The 22,092-nt window shown below is 58.3% G+C and carries 22 protein-coding genes; 14 read left to right on the forward strand and 8 right to left on the reverse strand.

The window, feature by feature from the left end; all coding sequences use genetic code 11:
* Positions 1-13: 13 nt before the first annotated feature.
* The 11 genes from V7M64_RS12520 (at position 14) to V7M64_RS12570 (ending at position 10,147) form a co-directional block, all read left to right on the forward strand.
* Entirely contained in the window at positions 14-646 is a 633-nt protein-coding gene (locus V7M64_RS12520) for a FliH/SctL family protein (RefSeq protein WP_333679486.1), read from the forward strand.
* Entirely contained in the window at positions 643-1,647 is a 1,005-nt protein-coding gene (locus V7M64_RS12525; protein WP_333679487.1) for a FliM/FliN family flagellar motor switch protein, read from the forward strand. The genes V7M64_RS12520 and V7M64_RS12525 overlap by 4 nt, the downstream gene beginning before the upstream one ends.
* Positions 1,644-2,339, forward strand: coding sequence for an EscR/YscR/HrcR family type III secretion system export apparatus protein (locus tag V7M64_RS12530; RefSeq protein ID WP_333679488.1), 696 nt, complete (start codon positions 1,644-1,646; stop codon positions 2,337-2,339). The genes V7M64_RS12525 and V7M64_RS12530 overlap by 4 nt, the downstream gene beginning before the upstream one ends.
* Positions 2,339-2,608 carry a flagellar biosynthetic protein FliQ gene (locus tag V7M64_RS12535; RefSeq protein ID WP_333679489.1) on the forward strand — a complete coding sequence of 90 codons (270 nt, stop codon included), beginning with the start codon at positions 2,339-2,341 and terminating at the stop codon, positions 2,606-2,608. The genes V7M64_RS12530 and V7M64_RS12535 overlap by 1 nt, the downstream gene beginning before the upstream one ends.
* Complete coding sequence (locus tag V7M64_RS12540; protein WP_333679490.1) at positions 2,503-3,351, forward strand: flagellar biosynthetic protein FliR; 849 nt, start codon at positions 2,503-2,505, stop codon at positions 3,349-3,351. Before V7M64_RS12535 ends, V7M64_RS12540 begins: the two co-directional genes overlap by 106 nt.
* Entirely contained in the window at positions 3,348-4,079 is a 732-nt protein-coding gene (locus tag V7M64_RS12545) for an EscU/YscU/HrcU family type III secretion system export apparatus switch protein (RefSeq protein WP_333679491.1), read from the forward strand. The genes V7M64_RS12540 and V7M64_RS12545 overlap by 4 nt, the downstream gene beginning before the upstream one ends.
* Before the next feature lie 9 nt (positions 4,080-4,088).
* The gene (locus V7M64_RS12550) at positions 4,089-6,200 is read left to right on the forward strand and encodes a flagellar biosynthesis protein FlhA (protein WP_333679492.1); all 2,112 of its coding nucleotides are present in this window, start codon (positions 4,089-4,091) and stop codon (positions 6,198-6,200) included.
* Between the two features lie 7 nt (positions 6,201-6,207).
* Positions 6,208-7,521, forward strand: coding sequence for a FliI/YscN family ATPase (locus tag V7M64_RS12555; protein WP_333679493.1), 1,314 nt, complete (start codon positions 6,208-6,210; stop codon positions 7,519-7,521).
* A 15-nt stretch (positions 7,522-7,536) separates the two neighbouring features.
* Positions 7,537-7,977, forward strand: a complete 441-nt coding sequence (locus tag V7M64_RS12560; RefSeq protein ID WP_333679494.1) for a hypothetical protein — start codon at positions 7,537-7,539, stop codon at positions 7,975-7,977.
* 173 nt (positions 7,978-8,150) lie between these two features.
* A complete protein-coding gene (locus tag V7M64_RS12565) occupies positions 8,151-8,945 on the forward strand; it encodes a hypothetical protein (RefSeq protein WP_333679495.1) in 795 nt (264 codons plus the stop codon).
* A 275-nt stretch (positions 8,946-9,220) separates the two neighbouring features.
* On the forward strand, positions 9,221-10,147 hold the full coding sequence (locus V7M64_RS12570; RefSeq protein WP_333679496.1) for a M35 family metallo-endopeptidase: 927 nt from the start codon (positions 9,221-9,223) through the stop codon (positions 10,145-10,147).
* Between the two features lie 1,409 nt (positions 10,148-11,556).
* Here the strand turns inward: V7M64_RS12570 and V7M64_RS12575 are convergent.
* The 8 genes from V7M64_RS12575 to V7M64_RS12610 form a co-directional block, all read right to left on the reverse strand.
* Positions 11,557-12,027, reverse strand: a complete 471-nt coding sequence (locus V7M64_RS12575; protein WP_333679498.1) for a hypothetical protein — start codon at positions 12,025-12,027, stop codon at positions 11,557-11,559.
* Between the two features lie 483 nt (positions 12,028-12,510).
* On the reverse strand, positions 12,511-13,515 hold the full coding sequence (locus V7M64_RS12580) for a DUF746 domain-containing protein (protein WP_333679499.1): 1,005 nt from the start codon (positions 13,513-13,515) through the stop codon (positions 12,511-12,513).
* Positions 13,516-13,537: 22 nt separating this feature from the next.
* Entirely contained in the window at positions 13,538-13,879 is a 342-nt protein-coding gene (locus tag V7M64_RS12585) for a hypothetical protein (RefSeq protein WP_333679500.1), read from the reverse strand.
* A 63-nt stretch (positions 13,880-13,942) separates the two neighbouring features.
* On the reverse strand, positions 13,943-14,542 hold the full coding sequence (locus V7M64_RS12590; protein WP_333679501.1) for an OmpA family protein: 600 nt from the start codon (positions 14,540-14,542) through the stop codon (positions 13,943-13,945).
* A gap of 258 nt (positions 14,543-14,800) precedes the next feature.
* Positions 14,801-15,124 carry a hypothetical protein gene (locus V7M64_RS12595; protein WP_333679502.1) on the reverse strand — a complete coding sequence of 108 codons (324 nt, stop codon included), beginning with the start codon at positions 15,122-15,124 and terminating at the stop codon, positions 14,801-14,803.
* A 125-nt stretch (positions 15,125-15,249) separates the two neighbouring features.
* Positions 15,250-15,810 (reverse strand): 3'-5' exonuclease, encoded by a 561-nt coding sequence (locus tag V7M64_RS12600; RefSeq protein ID WP_333679503.1) that lies wholly within the window; start codon positions 15,808-15,810, stop codon positions 15,250-15,252.
* Between the two features lie 175 nt (positions 15,811-15,985).
* Positions 15,986-16,195: a hypothetical protein gene (locus tag V7M64_RS12605; RefSeq protein WP_333679504.1), complete on the reverse strand. Its 210-nt coding sequence runs from the start codon at positions 16,193-16,195 to the stop codon at positions 15,986-15,988.
* A gap of 119 nt (positions 16,196-16,314) precedes the next feature.
* Positions 16,315-17,427: a serine protease gene (locus tag V7M64_RS12610; RefSeq protein WP_333679505.1), complete on the reverse strand. Its 1,113-nt coding sequence runs from the start codon at positions 17,425-17,427 to the stop codon at positions 16,315-16,317.
* A gap of 455 nt (positions 17,428-17,882) precedes the next feature.
* Between V7M64_RS12610 and V7M64_RS12615 the strand changes: the two genes are divergently transcribed.
* The 3 genes from V7M64_RS12615 to V7M64_RS12625 all read left to right on the forward strand — a co-directional run.
* Positions 17,883-18,440, forward strand: coding sequence for a fimbrial protein (locus V7M64_RS12615; protein WP_333679506.1), 558 nt, complete (start codon positions 17,883-17,885; stop codon positions 18,438-18,440).
* 78 nt (positions 18,441-18,518) lie between these two features.
* Entirely contained in the window at positions 18,519-19,289 is a 771-nt protein-coding gene (locus V7M64_RS12620; protein WP_333679507.1) for a fimbria/pilus periplasmic chaperone, read from the forward strand.
* Positions 19,290-19,387: 98 nt separating this feature from the next.
* Positions 19,388-22,092, forward strand: a 2,705-nt coding sequence (locus V7M64_RS12625) for a fimbria/pilus outer membrane usher protein (protein WP_333679508.1), incomplete at its 3' end; no start/stop codon positions are given.

A 22,092-nucleotide genomic window follows, 5' to 3' on the forward strand; every position in this document is an offset into this window, starting at 1 on the left:
GGAGATATAGGAAGTGCTTATTGGAAAAGTGGGTGATTGGTCCATTTTTGGCAATGGTGTGTTATCGAGCGAAGAAGCGCTCACGCTTGAGAATTTGGCGGCCCTTCAGCAGCGGATCATGCGTGAAGAACGCGAAACGCGGCAAAGACTGGCGCATTCGCTACACAAGGCCAAGAAGCATGCGCGTCAAAAGGGCTATGGGGCAGGCTTCGAAGAAGCAAGGAAGCAGGTGACTTCCGCGTTCGTTTCGCATCTGAAGGTCTGGAGGAATGCGGAGCGGAACTTCAAAACGGCGATCGAAAAGGCAGTGCGCGAGGCATTGGGCGAAGTTCCTGTAAACGGCCTGTTGATGATGCGAATCCACCAGTGCCTGCTGGCGGCACGCGAGAGTCCGGTGCTGCGAATACATGTCCATCCTGCGCATTTTTCCTTGGTGGACGATGTCATCGTTCGCTTCAGCCGGGAGCACGGTGGTCTGGGATGCGAGGTGATAGCCGACAGTCACCTGCTTCAGGACGAATGCCGGGTCGAGACCGAAACCGGCATCTTGAATATCAATTTCGACCGGCAGGTCCGGGCCATTTGCGCGGGCATCTTTGCCGAACTGTGCATCGGCACGGAAATCACCGAGGCGGGCTCGCCATGACCCATTCAACCTGGTTGCCAGGCTTGGTGTTCACGCGTCATGTGACAGAGGCGATGAACCGCTTTGCGGGTTCGGAGAGAGTCGTTCTTGCCGAGGACTTTGCCGGAGAAGCGTCTGGCTTGGCCTTCCATCTCGAGCGACCTTTGAATGGTTATTGCATGGTCTGCACCTATTCGTGCAGCTACGGCGACCTGAAAGTCGGCTTCGACATGGGTGCGTTGTTTCCCGAGTACGCGCCGGACGTCATCGTACGGGTCGCCAAGGATGAGCGGGCGATCGGCAGCTGGATCGATTGGCTGATTTCGCCATGGGTAGAGCGGATCGAGCGGCATCTTGGCGTGGCGCTGTCGCTGCAGGAAGGACAGTTGAATGCAGCTTTTCCACAGGAGGCCCTCGCATTCCTGCTGACACACGAGGATGGTGGCTCAGGTCACATCGCCATCGCCGGAGCGGTGCTTGGGCATATCCGGTGGGATGACATAGTGCAGGTAGAGCCCAGGCGGGCGAATTTGCCGGACGGGCTGAGGGTCATGCTGGCAACACTCTATCAGAGCCAGCCGCTTCCCATCCAGGAGCTGCGCAAGATCGGGCGTGGCGCGGTACTGCGCGTGCCATGGTCGGGTGCAAGGCTGCATGTCGGGCCTTTGTCGAAGGGTTTTCGATATCACATCAAGTGGAAGAACGAGGAGGCATGTATGGAAGACTCAAAACCAGCATCGGATCAATCGGCATTTGCAACGGTCGAACATCATCACGATGAAGAACCCTTCGCGCTTGAAGAGGTGCCGTTCATCGTGGATGTCGTGCTCGATCGGCGCATGGTGACGCTCGCCGAGCTTCAGGGCTTGCATGCAGGCGGAGTGTTCGCGGTGGAGCGTCCCATCTCAGGCAAGGCGGTTACCTTGTGTTGCAACGGCCGGATGTTTGCCCGCGGGGAAATCGTCGGCGTCGATGGCCAGCTGGCCGTTCTGATCAATGAGTGCGGTGGCCCGCCAGCATGACTCCGCCAGTGCCGCTGATGGGCGAGTCTCCCGATCTGTTTACCTTCTTGTTCTTGATGGTATTGATCGGCATGTTGCCGTTGTTGGTGGTCATGACCACGTCATTTACCAAGATCTCGATTGTGCTGGTTTTGCTCAGGAACGCGTTGGGCATACAACAAGCCCCATCCGGTCTGGCGATAAGCGGCCTGGCAATGGCCGCGACCCTGCTGGTGATGGCGCCGGTATGGGAGCAAGTCACCGAGCGAGTGGATTTCGTGGCCGTGCTGGAAGGCAAGCAGCGTCCGGCCCTGGCCGAGCTGGTCGATGCAGGCAGGCGGCCGCTGGAGCAATTCATGCGCAAGCATGTCGCGCCGGATGAGCTGGCTTCGCTGAATAAGCTGGTATCCGACATGCATCTGAAGGATGACAACGACACCGACGCGCCCGCACGCGAGCAGGACAGCGAGCCCTGGCTCGTGCTGGTGTCGGCCTTCGCCATTTCGGAGATCGGAACGGCCTTCAAAATCGGCATGTTCATCGCCGTCGGGTTTGCGGTCATCGACTTGATCGTGGCCAACCTGCTGATGGCGATGGGTATGACGATGTTTCCGCCTTCCACTGTTTCCATTCCTCTGAAGCTGTTGATTTTCGTGTTGACGATGGGGCTATCGCAGCTCATGCACAGCTTGATTGCGTCGTATCCGCGATGATGTCCGAAAGCGAAATCATCCATCAGGCGTTCCGCATCATTCTGTTCAGCACGGCGCCGCCGCTGATCGCTGCGGCGGTCGTCGGCGCGTTCGTGGGAATCATTCAATCGGTGATTCAAGTCCAGGACCAGACCATTGGCTACGTGATCAAAGTCAGCGTGGTATGCATGGTACTGGTCATGATGTCGAGGTGGCTGACGGAGGCTCTCGTCGGGTTCTTCAGCGCGATTTATCGCATCGTCCCTTACATGGGGGCCAGCCCGTTGTGAACGAACCCTTCGAATTCCTGACCGGCCTGCTGCTGGCAATGGTAAGGACGTCCGTCTTGGTAAGCGTGGTGCCGACGTTCAAGTCTTCCGCAGGTAAGGCGTTTCTCCTGCCGTTTCCGCTAGCCGTCGGATTGTGCGTCGAACAAGGAGCGGGCGTCGCGGGATTGCCCATGCAACATCTGCTTCCCTTGGCGGTGAAGGAGGCATTGCTGGGCGCAGCACTCGGCTTCATGGTGAGCCGCGTGTTCATCGTGGTGAGTACCGCCGGAGCCGTGCTGGATCAGCAGGCCGGCTACACCGTCGGTGCGCTATTCAATCCCAGCCTGGGCCATACGTCCGGACCGATCGAAACCCTCTATAGCTTGCTGCTCATTCTTATATTGATGACGTCGGGAGGCGGGTTCTATTTCCCCACGGCGATCATGGCTACCTATGCAGTGTGGCCCATCACATCGCTATGGCCGCCTGGTGGACCGCTCGACGGCTTTATCCATTATCTGCTTGCAGGCGGGGCCGAGAGCCTGGTGGCGCTGGCCTTGCAAATAGCGGCGCCCATCCTGGCCATGCTCGTGTTTTCCGATCTGTGCGTGGCGACGCTGAGTCGATATGCGGCCGAACTCAGTCCGATGAGCATGTCCATGGCGGTCAAGGCATTGCTGGTGTGCCTGATGCTGGTGATTACGCTGGACAACCAGATGGAAAACATGCGGCGCCTTATATCGCTGCTGTTGAGGGTCAAGTGAGCAGCAAAACCGAGCAACCCACCGAGACCAAGCTCAAGAATGCCGCGGAAAAAGGCGATATGGCGAAAAGCCATCCTTTTTCCGTAGCCTTGAGCATGCTCGCATGGTGGCTGGCGTTGCCGACCCTGATGGGATTGGCCTTGGCATTCTTCATGTCCTACGCCGATCGCCTGCTGTCGCTGCAGGTTTTGCAGGATGAACCTGGGACGCGCATGTTCTTTCTCTCAGTCATGGCAGCCGGCATGGCGATCCCCGCTGCCATGGGGATAACGATGGCCTTGCTGCTAGGTGTCGCTCAAAGCCGCGGGAAGATTGCGAGGAAGCGTCAGTGGTTCGACGTCAACCGCGTCAATCCCGTCTCGGGTTTGAAGAACCTTTTTGGTTTGCAGCGCCTGTTCGCCACCGCGCTGGCCACGGCCAGCATGATGGTCGTTGTGTTTGTTTCGCTGCTCGTGGGCCGCTCGCTGCTCACCACCTTGGCCGCGTTGCCCTCTTCGGTGCGTTGGCAGGACGTGTTGCTGGGAAGTCTGGCGATGGGCTGGAAGGCGGTGGGCTATGCGGTGCTCGGCTGCGCCTGCCTGGGCGCGCTGGATTGGATTGTGCAGATGAGGCTGTGGAAGCGCAGAAACAAGATGTCCAAGGACGAGGTCAAGCGCGAGCATCGCGATCGCGAAGGCGATCCGCAGGTCAAAGCGATACGTAAAAGTCTGCAACGCGACATGAGATGAGGGTAAGGCGTGAACACGGCGCAATTCGATATCTTAAAAAAATGGGACATCACCACGTTCATTGAAAAGTACGTGGATGTCGCCGCGGCGCTGGTCCTGCTGGCGATCCTGTGCCTCATCGTCTTGCCAATGCCGGCCTTCGTGCTGGACCTGGCGATCGCCCTGAATTTTTCCTTTTCATTGCTGCTGATCGCTGTCGCGATCTACATCAAGTCCACGTTGGACATGGCGACGTTTCCCTCGTTGCTGTTGCTGACTACGCTATTCCGCCTCGGCCTGTCGGTGGCGACCACCAAGGGCGTTCTCCTGCACGCCCATGCAGGGGACATGGTGCAGGCATTTGGCATGCTCGTGGTGGGCAGCAACGTCGTGGTAGGGCTGGTGATCTTTCTGCTGCTCTGTGCGGTGCAGTTTGTCGTGGTGGCGAAGGGAAGCGACCGCGTGGCCGAGGTTGCCGCGCGTTTCACGCTCGATGCCATTCCCGGCAAGCAGATGAGCATCGACGCGGATCTTCGCGCGGGAACCATCAGCGCCGACCAGGCCAAGGTACGACGCGAGGTGCTTCAGCGTGAAATTCAGCTCCACGGCGCACTCGATGGCGCCATGAAATTCGTGAAGGGCGATGCGATGATCGGGCTCATCGTGGCGCTGATCAACATCGTTGGCGGCATCAGTGTCGGCGTGCTGCAAAGAGGGCTTTCCTTCGGCGAGTCCGTCAACACCTACGTGATACTCACGGTCGGTGATGGGCTGGTATCGCAAATCCCGTCGTTGATGGTGGCCATTGCCGCCGGCCTTGTCATAACCCGCGGCGATGCGGGAGCGTCGCCGGATGGCGTCGATAATCTGGGCCGCCGCATATACGACCAGGTCACCCATCAGCCAAGGTCGGTCCTGATGGCGGCCGTAGCGTCGACGATATTGGCGCTGGTGCCGGGGTTTCCCCATATTCAGTTCATCGTGATCGCGCTGGCGCTATTGGGCATTGGCATGACGAAGCGGAACCGCGAGCGGCTGATTGCACGCTCAAAGCAGGCGCCGATGCCGAACATGGCGCGCGATGGTTCGCATTACTTGCCGAACCTGCTCGATAGCGTCGAGCTCGGCACTACCGTTCCGCTGCGTGTGCGTGTCGGGCGGCAAGCCTTCCACGCGCTGGTTCCGGGTGAGTTGGACCGTGAGCTGGGCAATGTCCGCCGCTACTTGATGCAGAACCTGGGATTGCCGTTTCCCGGAGTATCCATGGTCGGCGAGCCGGACTTTCCAGACGAGGCCTTCGTCATTGAAGTCAATGAGGTGAACGTCGTGTCAGGACAGCTGTTCGCCAACGCATGGCTCGCCCATGGCGGAGGCGAAGCGCTTGCGAGCTGTTCGCGCGAACGCCCGGGCTTCTTCCCGGGCAGCGCCGAAGCTTACTGGATCGATGGAGCCGGCGTTGAAGCCGCTCGGGCCAACGGCGCCGCCATCGCAACGGCAACGGAGGTGTTATCGGCGCAAATCTACGGTGCTTGCTACCGGCATGCGGCCGACTTCATGGGAACACAGGAGGCGCAATTTCTCCTCAATCGCCTGCGTCTTGTCTTTCCGGACCTGGTCGCCTCGGCGCTGGCGGCGGTAACGCCGATCGCTTTTGGACGAATGCTGTCGGGCTTATTGGAAGAATCGGTATCCATACGGAATCTCCGAGGCATATGCGAGGCGGTCGTGAGCATGCCACCCGGTGACCGGTCATATCATCGGCTGCTGGAAGTAGCGCGCATCGCGGTCGTCCCCTCGTCCATTTTCAATTATGTCGACGCTCATACCAACAAACTCCTGGTTATCGTTTTGGACGAATCATGGGGCACGGTCATGGCCAATGCGCTGCGCACGGACAATGAGGGCGAGCCTTGCCTCATGCTGGGCTTTCAGGATGTGCAAGCGCTTCAAAAGAGCGTGACCAGTGCGCTCGAGCGCGCGCCGGCGACGGCGGTGCTTCTGGCCTCCTCATCGCTGCGTAAACACCTGGCGAAATTCATCAGCGGCATCGGTGCACGGCGAACGGTGCTCGCATTCGAGGAAATTCCGCAAGCCAGGATCGCCATGGAACGGGTCGGCGTGGTCAGCCGACACGCTGGATGATGCCGGCATGGCGCTGGAGACGGACAGCCGCGACGTGTCGCCCACGTCGCCGGTGCAGAAAGGCGGAAAAATCGTATCCATTGTGGGCACGCTGATAAGAGTGGTTGGCGTGCATCTGCGCATCGGCGATTTGTGCCGAATGTATTCGGCGCCAGGCAACTTTGAATTGCTTGGCGAAGTGGTCGGCTTGGACAATGGCCAGGCCATCGTGATGCCGCTTGGCCCGATGGTCGGCTTGTCGCCAACTACGATGGTCGAAGCGACGGGTTCGGGTTTATTGATCCCTGCTTCCGACGCCCTGCTTGGCCGGGTTGTCGACGGCTTTTGCCGGCCCCTGGATCAGCGCGCGCTGTCGGCATCCCGAACTCGGTCGGTCATCGGCACCATACCTGCTCCGCTGTCTCGCCCGGTGATCAAGCAGCCCTTTGTCACGGGCGTCAAGGCGATCGATGCGCTGCTTACCAGTGGCGTAGGACAGCGCGTGGGCATTTTTGCCCCGGCCGGAGTGGGCAAGACATCCTTGCTGAGCATGCTTGCCAGTTTTGCCGCCGCCGACGCTGTCGTGGTGGCCTTGATTGGAGAGCGCGGCAGGGAAGTCCAGGAGTTCATCGAAAGAGGGTTGGGCGAAAAAACGTTTGTCCACTCCGTGGTCGTCGTGGCGACTTCCGACCGTCCTGCGGCAGAGCGCATCAAGGCGGCGCATACGGCATCGGCCATTGCCGAGGGGTTTCGCGCGCAAGGCAAGCGCGTATTGTTGCTATTCGACTCGCTGACCCGATTTGCCCGGGCACTTCGCGAAGTGGGGCTGGCGGCCGGCGAGCCTCCCGCGCGGCGAGGCTTTCCGCCCAGCGTTTTTTCCGCGTTACCGGGCTTACTGGAGCGCTCAGGGTGCGACGAGTCCGGTTCCATTACGGCCTTCTACACAGTATTGGCCGAGGATGAAGACGGGGGCGACCCCATTTGCGAAGAGGCGCGATCCTTGCTGGATGGGCATATCGTGCTCTCTTCCGAGATAGCCGCCGCCGGGCAATATCCCGCCATTGACATCCTCGCCAGCAAAAGCCGCGTCATGCAAGGCGTGTGCGAACCGCAACATTTGGCCATGGCGGGGCTGATACGGAAATGGATGTCGGAATACAAAAAATCGGAACTGTTGATCCGGCTTGGCGAGTACAAGGAAGGCGTAGACCGCGAGTTGGATGAAGCCGTGCGTAAAAGGCCTTCCATTCATAGCCTGCTGCGGCAATCGTCCCATGTCTGCAACCCGTGGGATGCGACCATGAGCTTGCTGCGCGAGATGACCAGCGGCTCTCTGGACTAAAAAGCGATCACGCGGATGAGCCGGAGACGGGAAGACGCCGCCAAGCGCGATCTCCACCGGATCGCCACGCTCCGGCATCAATTGGCGTCGGCGAAGATGGCGCGCCTGGTGCGTCATGTGCAAGCCGCCGAGCACAAGGAGCAAGCCTTGGCTGAGCAATTGCGGGGGCTCGTGCACGAAACAAGGCTGGCCCAGTCGGCGTGCCTCAGCAAGGTAACCGACAACCTCAGTGGCCTTGGCGTCTACCAGGGCTTGCTGCGGGTACTCGACCTTGAAATTCGCCGGACGGAAGTGCGCAGAGACATGCAAGCCGAAGAATGCCACCGGCTGCGGCACGCATTGACCGAGGAAAGAAGATTGCTTGAGCGGTTGGAAATTCGGCTCGATCTGTATAAGAAGATGCTACGCCTGGCCAGGGCCAGGGAGATGGACCGCCGAGACGATCAAGACAACTAGGCCCCTCGCTGTGCCATGTACGTATGTACGGCACTGCCAACGCGTGATCACATCATCATGAAGTTGCCTGGCAAGTCAGCAACAAGGCTTGAATATCTTCACGGCGCGCCAGGCACAAGTCCATTCCTATTTATAAAGAGTATTCATACTCTGCCTCCTAGAGGGACTTTTTTATGCAAGCAATCAATACGAATAATGACACCTACGCCCCGAGCTACGGTTACACCCAGGTCACGGCTTCACCGGACCAATCCACGACCGGGGCTGGGACAGGTAGAAGCATCCAGGCCGGTGGCAATCCGATTAATGGCAACACTATCCCCCCGCTTGAGCCGAAGGGGAGCTTCCCTGACGCAGCACCACGGAACGGCGGAATTTTTGGTCTCCGCGATGAGTTAGGGAATAGGTTCACCGGCATAGGCGAGGGAGGGTATACGCCTTTGCCGAAGCCACAGGTGCCATCTAATGTGCTGGTTCCACCCAGCCCCAACTATCCTTCCGTTAGCCACTTCCCTCGTCCGGAGGATACCAATCCTGGCGACCCTAATAAGATAAGCGGCGCGGACGGTACAGTGATTGATCTCAATGGCACCGTTGGTCAGGAATTCGACGGGCTTGTTACGGTGCAAGGTGAGCAGCCACCGCAAAGTGGGCGGCCACCGCAGAATTGGCAACCACCGCAAAGTGGGCAGGAGAACCATTACCGTCCGAATGGGGGCTTTCTGCCCCCGGCGCAGTCAAGGACATTTTTTCAATTGCAAGACAATTACATTCAGCCAGTTCAAGTCTGGCATACGCTGCCACCGGTTGATTATAATCCAGAAATAAACAAGGTTACTTCCAACGTTGGGCCGGATGGAAAAACAATTGATTTTGGTGATTTGTATATACCAAAGGACGGAAAATACACTACTGGCCAGTTAAACTTTATTGGTGCTTATAATAAGTATATAAATCCAAATGGTTAAATCGAATGCGTGGCGGTTGCGGGAGTAGGTATAGGCAATTGCCCTGCATCATCTAATCAACGATGCACTAAAGATTAGTGTCGAGCTTCAGCTGGCTTTATGTCGGACGTTTGCACAGAGGGAGCATGGGCGTCAGCTCGCAGCAGCCCGAAGCCGTGCAACATGTTCGCTGCAAACCAGTGGCGTCCTTTCTGGGTGGGCGTGCATTCCCTGCAGGCCGACGGACAGTGCACAGAGCTGGCAACCCCGGATGGGCAATCAGGAAGGAGTTGGTGATGACTATCAGTGCCATGAACAGCGATACGCATGCTCAGCTTTCTGCCAAGGCGTACGACGTTGCCGCGAACCACTCGGCTCCATCCAGAATGGCGCCGCCGATCGAGCCCGGGGAGGGTTTCCTTCCATCGACCAGTGAGCGTCCTCCAAGCCGTCAGCCCAGGGCTCTGTTTTGGCCCGTCGTCATCGTCGGCGGCATTTTTGGAAGCTGGCTGGGTTATATGTTGATCAAGGGCAGTGGCGGCGGGGTGGATGCGGCTCGGGCTCCGGCATCCAACATGGATTCGTTCCTTAAGGATCTTGACGCGAAGCCTGCTAGGAATGACCCGGCCGTGCATAAATTAATCATGGCTGCTCTGGATGATTATGGAGCGAAAGGAAGACAGGCTATTTCAGCGATCGAAAAGCAGTTGGCCGATGATAATTACTTAAGCAGCGACCAAAAGCAAAGGCTGAAGGCCATGTTTGGCGAGGATATTTTGTCGCGTGAAAATCTGTCGTCCCTGAGAGTCAAGTTGATAAATACGGTGCATGGATTGGATTATCTTAAATCTTACGAGGAAAATGGCAGTGTTGGTCCTGTTATTTATGTCGGTGACTTTGCGAAGCATCCGGCGCTCAATCCCGACGCCCCCGCATACACGCCCTCCAGCCAGGGAGGGCGCGGCCTTATCATCTTGAACAAGAAATATGTCGATGATTTGGTAAATAGCAAATCGGATAAAAAGAAGGAGGAGGTTGGCCACATCATGGCGCACGAATCCACTCACATGCGAATCTCAACGGATGACCACTGGTACGGTCCGGAAAAACCAGCCGGCGCAGATACGTCGACCGCTTTGAATAATGCGGATTCCATCGCATACGGTATCGATTTTCTCAGTGGCGTGCATGCAAAGAACGCACACAGAAAGGATGAAACTTAGCTTTTACGATGAACGTTTAATGTTGATCAGGCCATTCAGGCCGCAATGGATCTACCAATTATGGTGTATCGCATCATCGTGATGGTTATAAAATTTTTATCAAGTACCTTTGAATAGGAGAAATATATGGAAGGCGTCCAGTTGTCCAGTCCGCAGGATTATCAGGTTGGAAATGCTTATCAACATGGCCCGATGACGTCTCAGGCGGGCTCCAATACCGCGCCGTTGCCGAATTCGCCGATTACGTCGAATCCATTCGTAAATACGCCCCCCTACGCAGCAGGCCATGGTGTCTCCGCTGGCTATGGTCAGCCCGGTCAGGCCGGTAGTGGCGGGCCGAATAATCCGGAGCGCGTGGATTATAAGTTCTCGAAAACAGGGGAAACGGTCGATTTTCAGATTCATACAACCGTTGAACAACCGGTGGAGGTGAAGATTAGTGCCCCCCCTGTAAGCTATGACCCCGCGACAGGCTTTCACCCCCTCTTTCCCACGCGAGGGCGGCCATCGTCGCAAGGCTCGCCTTCTACTCCGCCCCCTGCATGGCAGGAAAACAAACAATATGGCCACGGCGATGCGGTAACGGCGGGTAACGGACAGGCGTATGAAGCGCGCAGGCCGACCGTAGGTGAAGGGCCCTGGAGCCATACCGCCCCCGGATCGCCCTATGGAGGTGCTGATCCAGCGTGGGTGCAAGCTAATGGTGGTTCAACAAGTACTGCCGGCCCGGTATGGAAGGAAACCAAGCCATATAAGGCTGGCGACATCGTTATCGCGGGTAACGGCCGTGCATATACAGCGCTCCGCGACACGACGGGAGAAGGACCTTGGAGTGCCGCGAATGGTGGATACGACAAACGCTACGGACCCGCGTGGATGGAATCCCCTTCGGGTAGCGGCAGCCCCGCACCATCACAAGACTTGAAGCCGCCCAGGCCTTTCGAACCGGACGAGTTTCCTCCTGGGAAGCCGAGCGTCGTCATTCAACCCCCTGATCCCTTCGTCCCTGGAGAATTCCCTGGGACATTCCACGGGAAAGCCGCTTAAGAGCACTTCTGTAAGTGGGCCGTCGCTCGTGACGGCGTAACAGCGCGACAAAACATGAGGTTAGCGATGATCGTCTCCCTCCCCTGCGGCGGCAGGGGAGGGTTGGAGCTGAAGTGTCTCCGTTTTTGCTTGGTCTTCGCCGGGCGACGACTCGGTAGCGTTGAGTTTGCCGGCAAAAATGTTGGCATCCGATAAGCACCGATGCTTATTTAGAGCAGAGAACACTTTCCCCGGACCGCAGTGAGCTTTCGTTGGAATGACGTCGTTTTTAGCCTTCCCGCTAGATCGACGGAAAATTTCTTCGGACACTAGTGGGCCTTCGCACATAGCCATAGCCACCGGTTTCGCCGGTGGCTGTCTGCTCAGATGGCTCCTTTGCCGTCGGGACTTTGCACATTTCCAATTCGAGCATTGACCTGATCAAGCCTCATGGCTAGTGCCATTTGCCTGGGCGGATTGTCTTCCTTTCCCGCCAAGGTACGAATATGGTCTTTTTCCGCCTTAAGTTCGTTGATTCCCATTTTATCAAGCTTGTTTTCATAGACGTCCCATCCTTTCGGCGTGACGTCATATAAATCGCTGTCATCGTTAAAGGAATTGTCTGTGCCGGATCCCGCTTTGGCGCTCGGTGGGAGATCAGGCTGCGAGCTATTCGCTTTTGCCATCGAAGTATGGGTTTCTCTCATGTCTGCCCAAGATCTGTTCGCCACGAATCCTTCTCCAGGGCTCAACTGCGGCCCGGTCTGTGGTTTTTCCACCGCATGGGGAGCATGCAATGGGCTGCTGTCGATTGTGGCGACATAATCAGGCAAAGATTGAATAGATGTGACCATAAAAAAGTATCCTTTTAATGAGACGCGAAAAATTTTGAAAGCATGCCTCCGTCAGAAGGTAGTAATGGATTAAGGCAACACTGATCAAGTATCGCCGTCGTCATGATGTCTGGAAGGCTCGCAGGATGTCTTGTGTGGCCGTCTTGCCAAACCACGCGGCGCGGCCTGCGGGGCCTTCCAGACATCACCCCATCACTTTGAATTCAACATGGTGGGGCCAGCCCTGTCTGTCCGCACGCCTTCGGTCCGCCGCCTCGACAGACGGCCAGTCTGCCTTCGCCGACGGCCCTGTGGCCTGCGAACAGACAAGGCTGATGACGACGGCGATACTTAATCAGTGTTGGCTTAAATAAATGACCATGTGACCACCGGTTAATGTCCGCGGGAGCGGGGCGGTGGCCGATTGCGCGTGGATCGCGGTGATGATCGTGTCGCTGCCACCCTGTACGAACCCGCGGTGTTCCCTCGACGCAGAGGGTCGCGTTAGCGGCCATGCAATGGGAGCCACTGCCAGGGTCCCGCTTCGAGCAGTCCATCTCGTTCGCGAACCGCGCGATAGGGCGAAAGCCTGCCCTTGCAGGTTCCACATCGGCCTCGTGCGCCACGGATGCGCACATCCGGGGCGCCGCAGTACAAGCACGGCGTGTCGGCGCCCGGCTGCGCGCCGGCTTGAACCGCGGCAGCCAGGCGGCCGGAGGGATCCAGTTCAAGGCAACGCACATGCAGTTCGCGCACCAGGCGGGTCGTAGCACTGCGGCTCATCTCGATAAGCGCGGCCAATTGATGGATGGGCAGCGGTAAACTCAGATAGCGGATCAATGCGCGCTGCTGCGCCGCACGTCGATTGCGGCTGTAAGGCGTGCCCGTGCGGCGGTTGAAAAGCCTGCGGCAGTCCAGGCAGTAGAAGCGTGGATAATCGCTCTCGCCGGCGGGATGGTTTACGCGGCTGCCAGCGCAGTATGGGCAGGCTGGTGCTGGCTGGTCGGGATCATCCGAATGGATGGTGTCGAAATCCGTCAACAACAAGCGGGTGAGGGTTGGATTCTCCCGCACGGGCGCGGAGCGCGCTGGCGGGAAAGGGCCGCCCAGCCGCACGGCGCGTTCATATCGTCCACTGGGATCGAGCGCCAGCAGCCATAAGCGCAGCGCTCGCACGGCACGTTGGATCACCACCATGGGCAAATCCAAACGCCGGGCAGCTTCGGCACAACTGATCGAGTGCGGCAGCAGCGGCACGATCGTGGAGATGCGGTCGCCGTAACGGCGATGGGCCAGCACGGTGCCGGTGAGGCGATTGAAAGTATCGCCGCACGATCGGCATGCGTAGCACGGCCGCTGCACGCCATCGGTGAATGTACGATGGCCATTCGATGCGACCGACTGTCCGCGACATGTCGGGCACGACGGCAATGGTTCGACGTCGGGCGAGAGACGGCGGTTGATTTCCTGCTGAAGGAAATCAACCACATCCGGCGAGCGGCGTGTCATGCGACATTGTCGTTCTTGTTCTTCAAGCATGAGTAAGGTCCGTTATTCCTATTTGACTGCGGCAGCAGAAGCCATGAGATATCAAGAACTGGCTCATACGGAAGCAGGGATTGGAGGAAATATGTGAAGTCCATTTCGGGCGCGCATGCTGATCAAATATGAGTTCGCCAGGCAAAGCGGCCTTCAGGAGGCTTGGCGCGCAGATCGCGGCTGCCTGCGAAAACTGCGATTCGTTAATTTCGACAACGCTGTCTGTTTTTAAACGGCAATGGTTAGCAAGACGAAACATGTTGTCGCCCGTCTGCCGGCCAACGCCGGTGTGGGCAGCGTGGATGGACAGCTGGCGCGGCGTGTCCGGCCACATCGAACGAAATCCCTGTCGCATGCCCGCAACGAAGACCGGAGATTCGGCGCTAGACGGTTCTCGTCAAGAACGGGCTCCTCCACGCATCCCGGGCGATTCAACCTGCAATTCGGTGCGACGGTTTCTGGCGCGGCCAGCAGGGGTGCCGCTGTTGTCGACAGGTTCGTCCTGGCCATGGCCCACCGGACCGTCCAGGCGGCTGGCATCGATGCCATGCGAGGTCAGGTAGTCATACACGATCTTCGCGCGACGCTCGGAAAGAGCCAGGCTATAGGCAGGGTTGCCCATGCTATCGGTGTAATCGGCCACCGTGACACGCATCTGCGGATAGCGTTTCAATGTGTCCACGGCTTGATCCAGAGTGGCCAGCGATTCATTGACGGGTTCGACCAGGGCGGCGGCAATGTCGGTTTCGCCCTGGCGTGGATGGTCGAACTTGAAGTTTACGCCGCTGAGATCGATCACCGTTTTGTGCAAGCAGCCGTCCAAGCTGGCGATCGCGCCTTCTGGCACATCCGGACACGTGCCGCCGCTCATGTCTGCGTCGTTGTGAACGCGGGAGGAGTGATCAGGCTTCGGCAGCATCAACAACAACAGGGAAGATAGAAACAACGGAGCCAATACCAGTTCCCAATGCTCGAACAGCGTTTTTCGGGAAGCCATCAGGCGACGGCGGATGCGATTTAATATCCGATTAAATGCTGATTTACATGGCATTTTTTAATTCTTATAAAACATAAATAGAAGTAATGCTCGGACGCACGAAGGGTGAACGCGCCAAGTCCGGTCGCAACGCAACAGAGCCACGTCCACGAAGACACTCGATCTCGTGTATCGCCAACGAATCCGAATACGTTTGTAAACGACACGCCGCGTTTGCACCGTTGCGGCGTGTGGAAAATCAGCGGGCAATCACGCCTCTCATGAGCTTCCGCCGGCATTCGTGCCGCTACCGGATGTCAATGCACCGGACAATTGCTGGAGCATCGGGCCGATCAAGGGCAACGCGCCAAGTATCATTGAAGCAGCTTGCTGGAGAAGCTTCTGGAATTGCTGAAGTAAGGAGCCCGACTGCCCCTGGGAGCTGCTGCTCCGACTTGATCCTTGAGATGCCTGGCCAAAATTCGACTGATCCGGCTGGACGCGCGACTGCAGATCGGGAACCGGGTTGGCGCTGCCTGCATTCGATGGGATGGTGGTGTAATCCGGAAACGTTGATGTTGGATTAATACCGCTTATGCTCATGACGATCCTCTCTGATTTAGGGTCTGCATATAAAAACGCTGAAAACAATCCATGAGTGCCGCCGTTGATCGACGGCGCAAGGCGCTGTCGAGCACGGCTAGCCAGCACAAAAGGCCGGCATCCTGCTAGAGGGCAATTCGGTGGCCAAACCGCCGCTGATGGAGGCTTTTCCTGGCCGCCAGGATAAATCGGGCATTCCATTCCGCGTCGTCCAATGCCGGATAGGACGATACGTCATGGGTGACATTCACTTCGATGTCCAATTGCATGACAAGATTTCTCAAGGTTCGTACGCAGCGCAGTTGTCCGTTACGCCAAGGTGCGGCCATACCGAACTCTTCGTAAAGGGTCTTGACTGCGATACAGCCGAGCCCATCGCCCCAAACTTCACCATCGGGCGCAAGATATGCACTCATGTAGGTAGACAATCGTTGGAGGGCGGAGCCGACTGGCTCGCGCAAACCTTCGAATACGTCGGTGGCGTGCTCGTCTTCTTGAGCGCGCCTCATCCAGCACGTGACGACGTCCGGATCGATCGTTCGGCAGTCTTGTTCGCGTAGATTGATTTTCGAATAAAATTTGATCGGCTCAACGCCGCTCTCGAGAGAGAAGGCAATGGCGCCGATAGAAAGGACAACGGCGTTGGGGGATGTCGCCAAGGTTTCGGTGTCGATAATAATGAACATATTAGCCTGCATGCTATTTTTTTTAGATGTTCAGATTTGTAACGGGCGTAATTAAATAATGGATATGTTTATGCAAATGGCATGTTTCGTCACGTCATATCATTCTCCTATGCGGTGATGAAACGCGCACCCAAAGTACGGGGCGAAGACGCCTGCATCGAACACCAGGGCGTTCCTATCCATCGGTCTGCTTCAAGGGCGCCACGCTCGTCGCGCCTGGTTCCAGGCATATGACCGGGTTGTTCGGGTTACACAGGCTTTCATTGTTTTTGTGATGGCCTGCGCCGTAGTAGCGCAACGCCCATGCGGCGCGGCGCTCGTCGTTGCTCAGTACGTAACAGCCTTTCCAGCTCTTGCGGTGGGATTTGAATATGAATGAATTCATGACAAATGTTATTAGTTTTGACGGTGGCATCGTGTGCTTCATCTGGATACGGCGAAGGCGAAACATGGACGGTCATTCGCTGAGGTGGGCATGAGCGGCGCAGCGAGCCATTTTTTTTATCATGTGCCGCGTTGAAGTTGGGGGCGCGCGTCCGACCATACCGTAGACAAGTTGACGGCCCTGCCTAGACCGATGCCTCCGAAGTTGAGGGCAATGACCTTGTTTGAACGCCTATCTATGATCGGAGAGCCAGATGTTCCTGGAGAATTGAACGCGTTATGCATGAGCACCTGATGTGGATACCTTGATCCAAGATCGGATGTTGTTTTAAGTATCTTCGCGTTTTTTCCGGAGCCATCTCTGTATGAAATACCTTTCACGCTGCCGCTGGCGTGATTTGGCATATATATGTCGTCACCGACGAACGCCGTGCCTGGCGGACCTGGTTTCAACGGATTGAAGCTGAGCGCCTTGGCTTTGTCTGCTTCCCTTACGCGGAATATGGCGTAATCCAACCCAGCGCTTTCTGCCGGGCGGCCAGACAGTTCTATCCGTTCCTTCGGGGGGGCATTCGGATTTTCATAACCTAGCCACAACTCGCGCCGGCCGGGGCCATCGCTGGTGCTGATCACATGATCGTTGGTAACAACATAAATAGTGGAATCACCGTCGTAGGGCGAGTAGGCCAGGAAGCCGGTGCCCAGGTGCTTAACCTGGCCGTCTGGCTTTATTTCGACGACTGCTCCCACTGGCTGTGCATGGGCATACATGCTCCCTTCGGGAGATTGTGCAGGACTGGATCTGAGGGTGCGCGCCAGGGTGTTGGTCGGACCAAACGGAAAGTGATTCGCCCAGGCGTCATCGTTCGGATTTTCGATGGAATTTGGCGATGTCCCGCTAACGGTAGTCTGCATGTCGGCGGGTGCGTAAATGAGCGTAGAAACATCACCACGGGTGGTTTCGCCCCGGTATTCATACCCGGCAATGATCGGCGGTGGCGCAGAAGGGCGGTTTTCGCGGCCAAAGCCCAGATTTCGCCACAACGGCTTGTCCACCTTGACGCCGCCGTGATCTTTTCGGATGTAAATGTCCCAGCCAGCATCGGGGCCTTGTGCAAGCGTATATCGGCGGGTCAGCGCATCTGGAACCGCGATGGTTTCTGGCGAAGGGTGGCGCGGATTGAATGTGGCGGGCGATGCATCCAATACCGGCGAAGAGGAGATGGTATTCATGGGCGTACTCTTGGTGAGCCGCGTTGCGCAGACGCGGTACTGATGGGCGTGCCATTCCACAGCGAGGGGCTCAAGCTGCTCTGTTCAAGTCGATGGCTCCATCTTTCAGGGATATCGATGCGGCGGGGGGGTAGATACGTATGGGCCCGCCAGGTGAGTGACCTGGTCGAAGCGTCGCCTGGTGATTGCATAGGTGATGTGCGGGAAATTTCTTTCTTTCATTCGTCGTCGCTGTGACCGGCGCACGGGGAGTCGTGCGTTCTTTTTATGGCCCTGTCCTGCAGGCAGGGCTTGCTGTCATGGAAAAGTTCAAAAAAAAGTCATGTAGTTATTAATTACCGCAGACCGCCAACGTCGCCCGGTGAGAATCCGCGGCGAGGATGCGCTGCCGCCCAGGGTTTTTATGGCGGCAAGCTTCTCGACTTCGCCACTCATTCTTTAAAGGGACTAACTACATGAAGTTTTCGATTGTTTCGGCGGCTGTCGTACTGGCTCTCGGTATAGCTCCGTACCAGGCTTTCGCGGCCAGCGATGGGACGATTACCTTCACGGGCGGCCTTACGCCTACCACCTGTCAGGTAGAGGGGCATGATCCGGGTCATGGCAATGCCGATAAAAAGGTTGAAATGCATCATCTTCCGGTCGGCGAATTCCAGGCCCCCGCATCAAAAGGGGATGCGGTGCCGTTTGAGATTCATATCGGCGGTAACGGCGATGCCAGCTGCACGAACGGCCATACCGCCTATGTGGCGTTCGATGGACTCAGTCCTTCGATCGACCAGGCCACGGGTTATCTGAATCCGGACCCCGGTGGTGCCCAGAACGTGCAGATCCAGATCCTCAACAAGGACGGCACGGTGATCAATCTGGCCGATGGCGGTACTTCCGAGGGTGTAAAGATCGTCAACAATGCGGCCATCGTCCCGATGGATGCGCGGTACTACTCCGCCAACGGTCAGGCTACATCGGGCGAAGTCAACGCCCGCGTCGGCTATGAAGTGGTCTACGACTAAGCCATCGGGCATCGCGAACTTCGCGCGTCCGCCTCGTGCGCGGGGCGGGCTTCCTTCCAACTCCATAAGAGCAAAGCTATGACAGCTGCTAACCGCTTTGTCGCGGTGCTCGCCGTGCTTATGTCGGCGCTGGGCGCCATGTCGGCGCAGGCCGGTGTGATTATCGATACCACCCGGGTGGTATATCCGACCAAGAGCCGGGAAGTGACGGTGAGGCTCGACAACAAGGGCAATCGGCCCGCGCTGATCCAGGTATGGATGGACAGCGGGGACGACAGCGTTACGCCGGACAAGGCCGACGTACCGTTCACCCTTACACCGCCGATGTTCCGCATGGATCCCGCCAAACAGCAGGCGGTACGTGTGGCCTTTATCGGCGAGCGATTGCCCGCCGATAAAGAAAGCCTGTTCTGGCTGAACATGCTGGAAGTGCCGCCGAAGCCCAAGGCCAAGGATGGCGACGACAAAGAGCGCAACCTGTTGCAGTTCGCGTTCCGCACGCGCATCAAGGTGTTCTACCGTCCAGAGGGGTTGCCGTATGACGTGAACGACGCGCCATCCAAGTTGAGCTGGAAACTGGTTGGCGCGGAAAAAGGTTATGCATTGGAAGTGAGCAACCCTTCGCCCTATTACGTCTCGTTCGAAAAAGTCGAGCTGCACGATGGCGCGCGCACGTATGAGCGCGGCCGACGCGACAACGTCAATCACAGCATGGTCGCGCCCGGCGGCACTCTGCGCTTTCCCTTGGCGGATTTGAAAAACGTACCGGCTCCTGGTGCGCACGTGGAGTTCAGCTCCATTGATGATTTTGGCGCGCTCAAGCCGGGCAAGGCTGACGTAGCGCTTTAGCAGCCGGCCAGGACCATCTCTTTCTTGTTATTTCTCGTTTCCGAAGTACCGCGGGTAATTCGGAAGGAATCCACACGTCTGTTCATGGAAGTTCATGCATGCATCCGCGTTCTTCTTATATCGATTTGGCGGGGCAAGCCCAGGCGCTTGCTTTGCCACGCAAGCGCCTGGGCTTTTTTGTCCACGCTGCATTGCTGTGCGCGGCGGGTCCGGCGGTGGCCGATCCGGCTGCGCCTGCGCTCGACCCTGCCTTGCCGACGTCGCCCGAAGCGGTGGAATTCGACGCAGGCTTCTTGCCGCGCGGCGGCCACAGCCAGGTGGACCTTTCCCGTTTCGAGCGCGGCAACGTGGTGCTGCCGGGTACGTATCGCGCCGACGTCATCATCAATGGCGCGCTGATGAGCAACCGCATGGATGTGACCTTCGCCGCCGTGGATGGCCAGGCGAGCGCGCAACCCTGCTACGACCGCGACCTGCTCATTCGCCTGGGCGTCGATTTGCTTGGCATCCAAAGCAAAACCGAGCAGGCGGCAGCGCGCGGGGACATCGCCGCGAAGCAGCCCTTGCCGCTTCCCGCGGGCAGCTTTTGCGGTGACATCGCCACGTACATTCCTGGTGCGACCGCCGGCTTCGACACTGGCGAGCAGCGTTTCACGCTCACCGTGCCGCAGTTGTATATGCGGCGCAACGCGCGTGGCTACGTCAGTCCGGAAAGCTGGGATAGCGGCGTGCCGGCCGCGATGGTGGGCTACAACTTCAACACGTACAGCAATACCTATGCCGGCCGTACGACCACCAGCAATTATCTGCGGCTCAATGCCGGTTTCAACCTGGGACCGTGGCATCTGCGCCATACCGGTTCACTGACTACCGGCGGCCCGGACGGCGCGCGCTACCAGAACAGCGATACCTACGTGCAGCGAGACCTGCCCCAACTGCAATCGCAGCTGATGGCGGGCCAGGTGTACACCGACGGCAGCGTGATCGACAGCGTGCGCATCCGCGGTGCGGTGCTGGCCACCGACGACACCATGCTATCGCCTACGCAGACCGGCTATGCGCCGGTGGTGCGCGGCGTAGCCGAAACCACGGCCAAGGTCACCATCCGCCAGCGCGGTGTGATCCTGGACCAGGTTACGGTGGCGCCGGGCCCCTTCGTGATCGATGATCTCAATCCCACCGGTTACGGTGGCGATCTCGAAGTGGAAATCGCCGAAGCGGATGGCCGCAGAAAAACCCTGCGGGTGCCGTATGCCGCCACGCCGCAGCTGCTGCGAGCAGGCTACAGCCGTTATTCCCTAGCGCTGGGCCAGATGAACGAAGCCGGATTGACGGTCAAGCCCTATATCACCCAGGGAGCCCTGCAGCGCGGTATCAGCAACCAGGTCACCGGCTACGGCGGCGCGACCTTTGCCCAGGGGTATGGCGGACTCACGCTCGGCAGCGCTGTCGGTACTCCCATCGGCGCGTTCTCGCTGGACATGACGCATGCGCGCACCACCTTGCCAATGGGCAGCGCGCAAAGCGGCCGGAGCGTGCAGCTGCGCTACAACAAGAACTTCGACAGCGGTCTGAACTTTTCGCTGGGTGCCTATCGCTATTCCACCAGCGGCTACCTCAGCGTGCGCGATGCGGTGTCACTGCGCCAGCTGGCGCTGGAAGGCGGCGATCCGGAGAATTTCGAGCGCCTGCGCAGCCGCTTGCAACTGACCATCAACCAGTCGCTGGGCGACAGTGGTGGGCAGCTCTATCTGCAAGGCGAGGCGCAGAATTATTGGAACCGCCGCGCCAACAATGTGAACTTCACCCTGGGTTACACCAACCAGTGGCGGTTGCTCAGCTATACCTTGAGCGCGCAGCGCTACCGCGACCTGGGCATGCATCTGACCGACACGCAGGTCAATTTCAGTGGATCCGTTCCGCTGGGCCGCGCCATGCGCGCGCCAACGTTCAACACCACCCTGGTTCACAACAGCAACGGCCGCGGCAGCGAACTGGTCGGCCTGAACGGGCAGTTCGGCGCGCGATCGCAGGGTACGTACGCCGTCTCTGCCACGCACTACCAACAAGACGGCGTAAGCGGCAACGCGAATGCGCAATACAACGCGCCGCTGGCCACACTTACGGGCAGCTACTCGCAGGGCGGCGGCTATCGCTCGGCCGCGTTCGGCGTGTCCGGTGGCATCGTGGTGCACCCGGGGGGCGTGACGCTGGCGCAAACGATCACCGATACCATCGGCATCGTCCACGCGCCCGACGCGGCAGGCGCGGTTGTCGATGGCGGATCGAACAATATCAAGGTGGATCGCCGCGGGTACGCCGTGGTGCCGTACTTGCAACCGTATCGTCTCAATACGGTGCAACTGGATCCTGCCAACATTCCCGTCGACGTGGAACTGAAGAGCGCCTCCGAGAACGTGGCGCCACGCCGCGGCGCCGTGGTGCCGATCAAGTACGAAACCGAAAGCGGCCGCTCCGTGCTGATCAAGGCCGACCAACCCAATGGCGAGCCCTTGCCCTTCGGCGCCGATGTCTACGACGCCCAAGGCAAGAGCGTGGGCGTGGTGGGCCAGGCCAGCCGACTGTACGTGCGCGGCATCGCCGACAGCGGCACGTTGACGGTGAAGTGGGGCAGCACTGCGAACGAGCAATGCCATATCGATTACAACCTGCCGGCGCAGGGCAAGCAGCGGCAGCGCGTGGCCGATGCCATTCGTGCGTCGTGCACGGGGGCGGAAACAAGAACAGGAACAGGAACAGGAACAGGAACAGGAACAGGAACAGGAACAGGAACAGGAACAGG

This window comes from Dyella sp., from assembly GCF_036746095.1.
Taxonomy (GTDB): Bacteria; Pseudomonadota; Gammaproteobacteria; order Xanthomonadales; family Rhodanobacteraceae; genus Dyella_B.

Bases quoted from the DNA above. Each gene is read 5' to 3' on its own strand.
- V7M64_RS12525 (WP_333679487.1), top strand. From the start codon at position 643: ATGACCCATTCAACCTGGTTGCCAGGCTTGGTGTTCACGCGTCATGTG.
- V7M64_RS12530 (WP_333679488.1), top strand. From the start codon at position 1,644: ATGACTCCGCCAGTGCCGCTGATGGGCGAGTCTCCCGATCTGTTTACC.
- V7M64_RS12535 (WP_333679489.1), top strand. From the start codon at position 2,339: ATGTCCGAAAGCGAAATCATCCATCAGGCGTTCCGCATCATTCTGTTC.
- V7M64_RS12540 (WP_333679490.1), top strand. From the start codon at position 2,503: ATGCATGGTACTGGTCATGATGTCGAGGTGGCTGACGGAGGCTCTCGT.
- V7M64_RS12555 (WP_333679493.1), top strand. From the start codon at position 6,208: ATGGCGCTGGAGACGGACAGCCGCGACGTGTCGCCCACGTCGCCGGTG.
- V7M64_RS12560 (WP_333679494.1), top strand. From the start codon at position 7,537: ATGAGCCGGAGACGGGAAGACGCCGCCAAGCGCGATCTCCACCGGATC.
- V7M64_RS12565 (WP_333679495.1), top strand. From the start codon at position 8,151: ATGCAAGCAATCAATACGAATAATGACACCTACGCCCCGAGCTACGGT.
- V7M64_RS12570 (WP_333679496.1), top strand. From the start codon at position 9,221: ATGACTATCAGTGCCATGAACAGCGATACGCATGCTCAGCTTTCTGCC.
- V7M64_RS12575 (WP_333679498.1), bottom strand. From the start codon at position 12,027: ATGGTCACATCTATTCAATCTTTGCCTGATTATGTCGCCACAATCGAC.
- V7M64_RS12580 (WP_333679499.1), bottom strand. From the start codon at position 13,515: ATGACACGCCGCTCGCCGGATGTGGTTGATTTCCTTCAGCAGGAAATC.
- V7M64_RS12585 (WP_333679500.1), bottom strand. From the start codon at position 13,879: ATGTGGCCGGACACGCCGCGCCAGCTGTCCATCCACGCTGCCCACACC.
- V7M64_RS12590 (WP_333679501.1), bottom strand. From the start codon at position 14,542: ATGGCTTCCCGAAAAACGCTGTTCGAGCATTGGGAACTGGTATTGGCT.
- V7M64_RS12595 (WP_333679502.1), bottom strand. From the start codon at position 15,124: ATGAGCATAAGCGGTATTAATCCAACATCAACGTTTCCGGATTACACC.
- V7M64_RS12600 (WP_333679503.1), bottom strand. From the start codon at position 15,810: ATGTTCATTATTATCGACACCGAAACCTTGGCGACATCCCCCAACGCC.
- V7M64_RS12605 (WP_333679504.1), bottom strand. From the start codon at position 16,195: ATGAATTCATTCATATTCAAATCCCACCGCAAGAGCTGGAAAGGCTGT.
- V7M64_RS12610 (WP_333679505.1), bottom strand. From the start codon at position 17,427: ATGAATACCATCTCCTCTTCGCCGGTATTGGATGCATCGCCCGCCACA.
- V7M64_RS12615 (WP_333679506.1), top strand. From the start codon at position 17,883: ATGAAGTTTTCGATTGTTTCGGCGGCTGTCGTACTGGCTCTCGGTATA.
- V7M64_RS12620 (WP_333679507.1), top strand. From the start codon at position 18,519: ATGACAGCTGCTAACCGCTTTGTCGCGGTGCTCGCCGTGCTTATGTCG.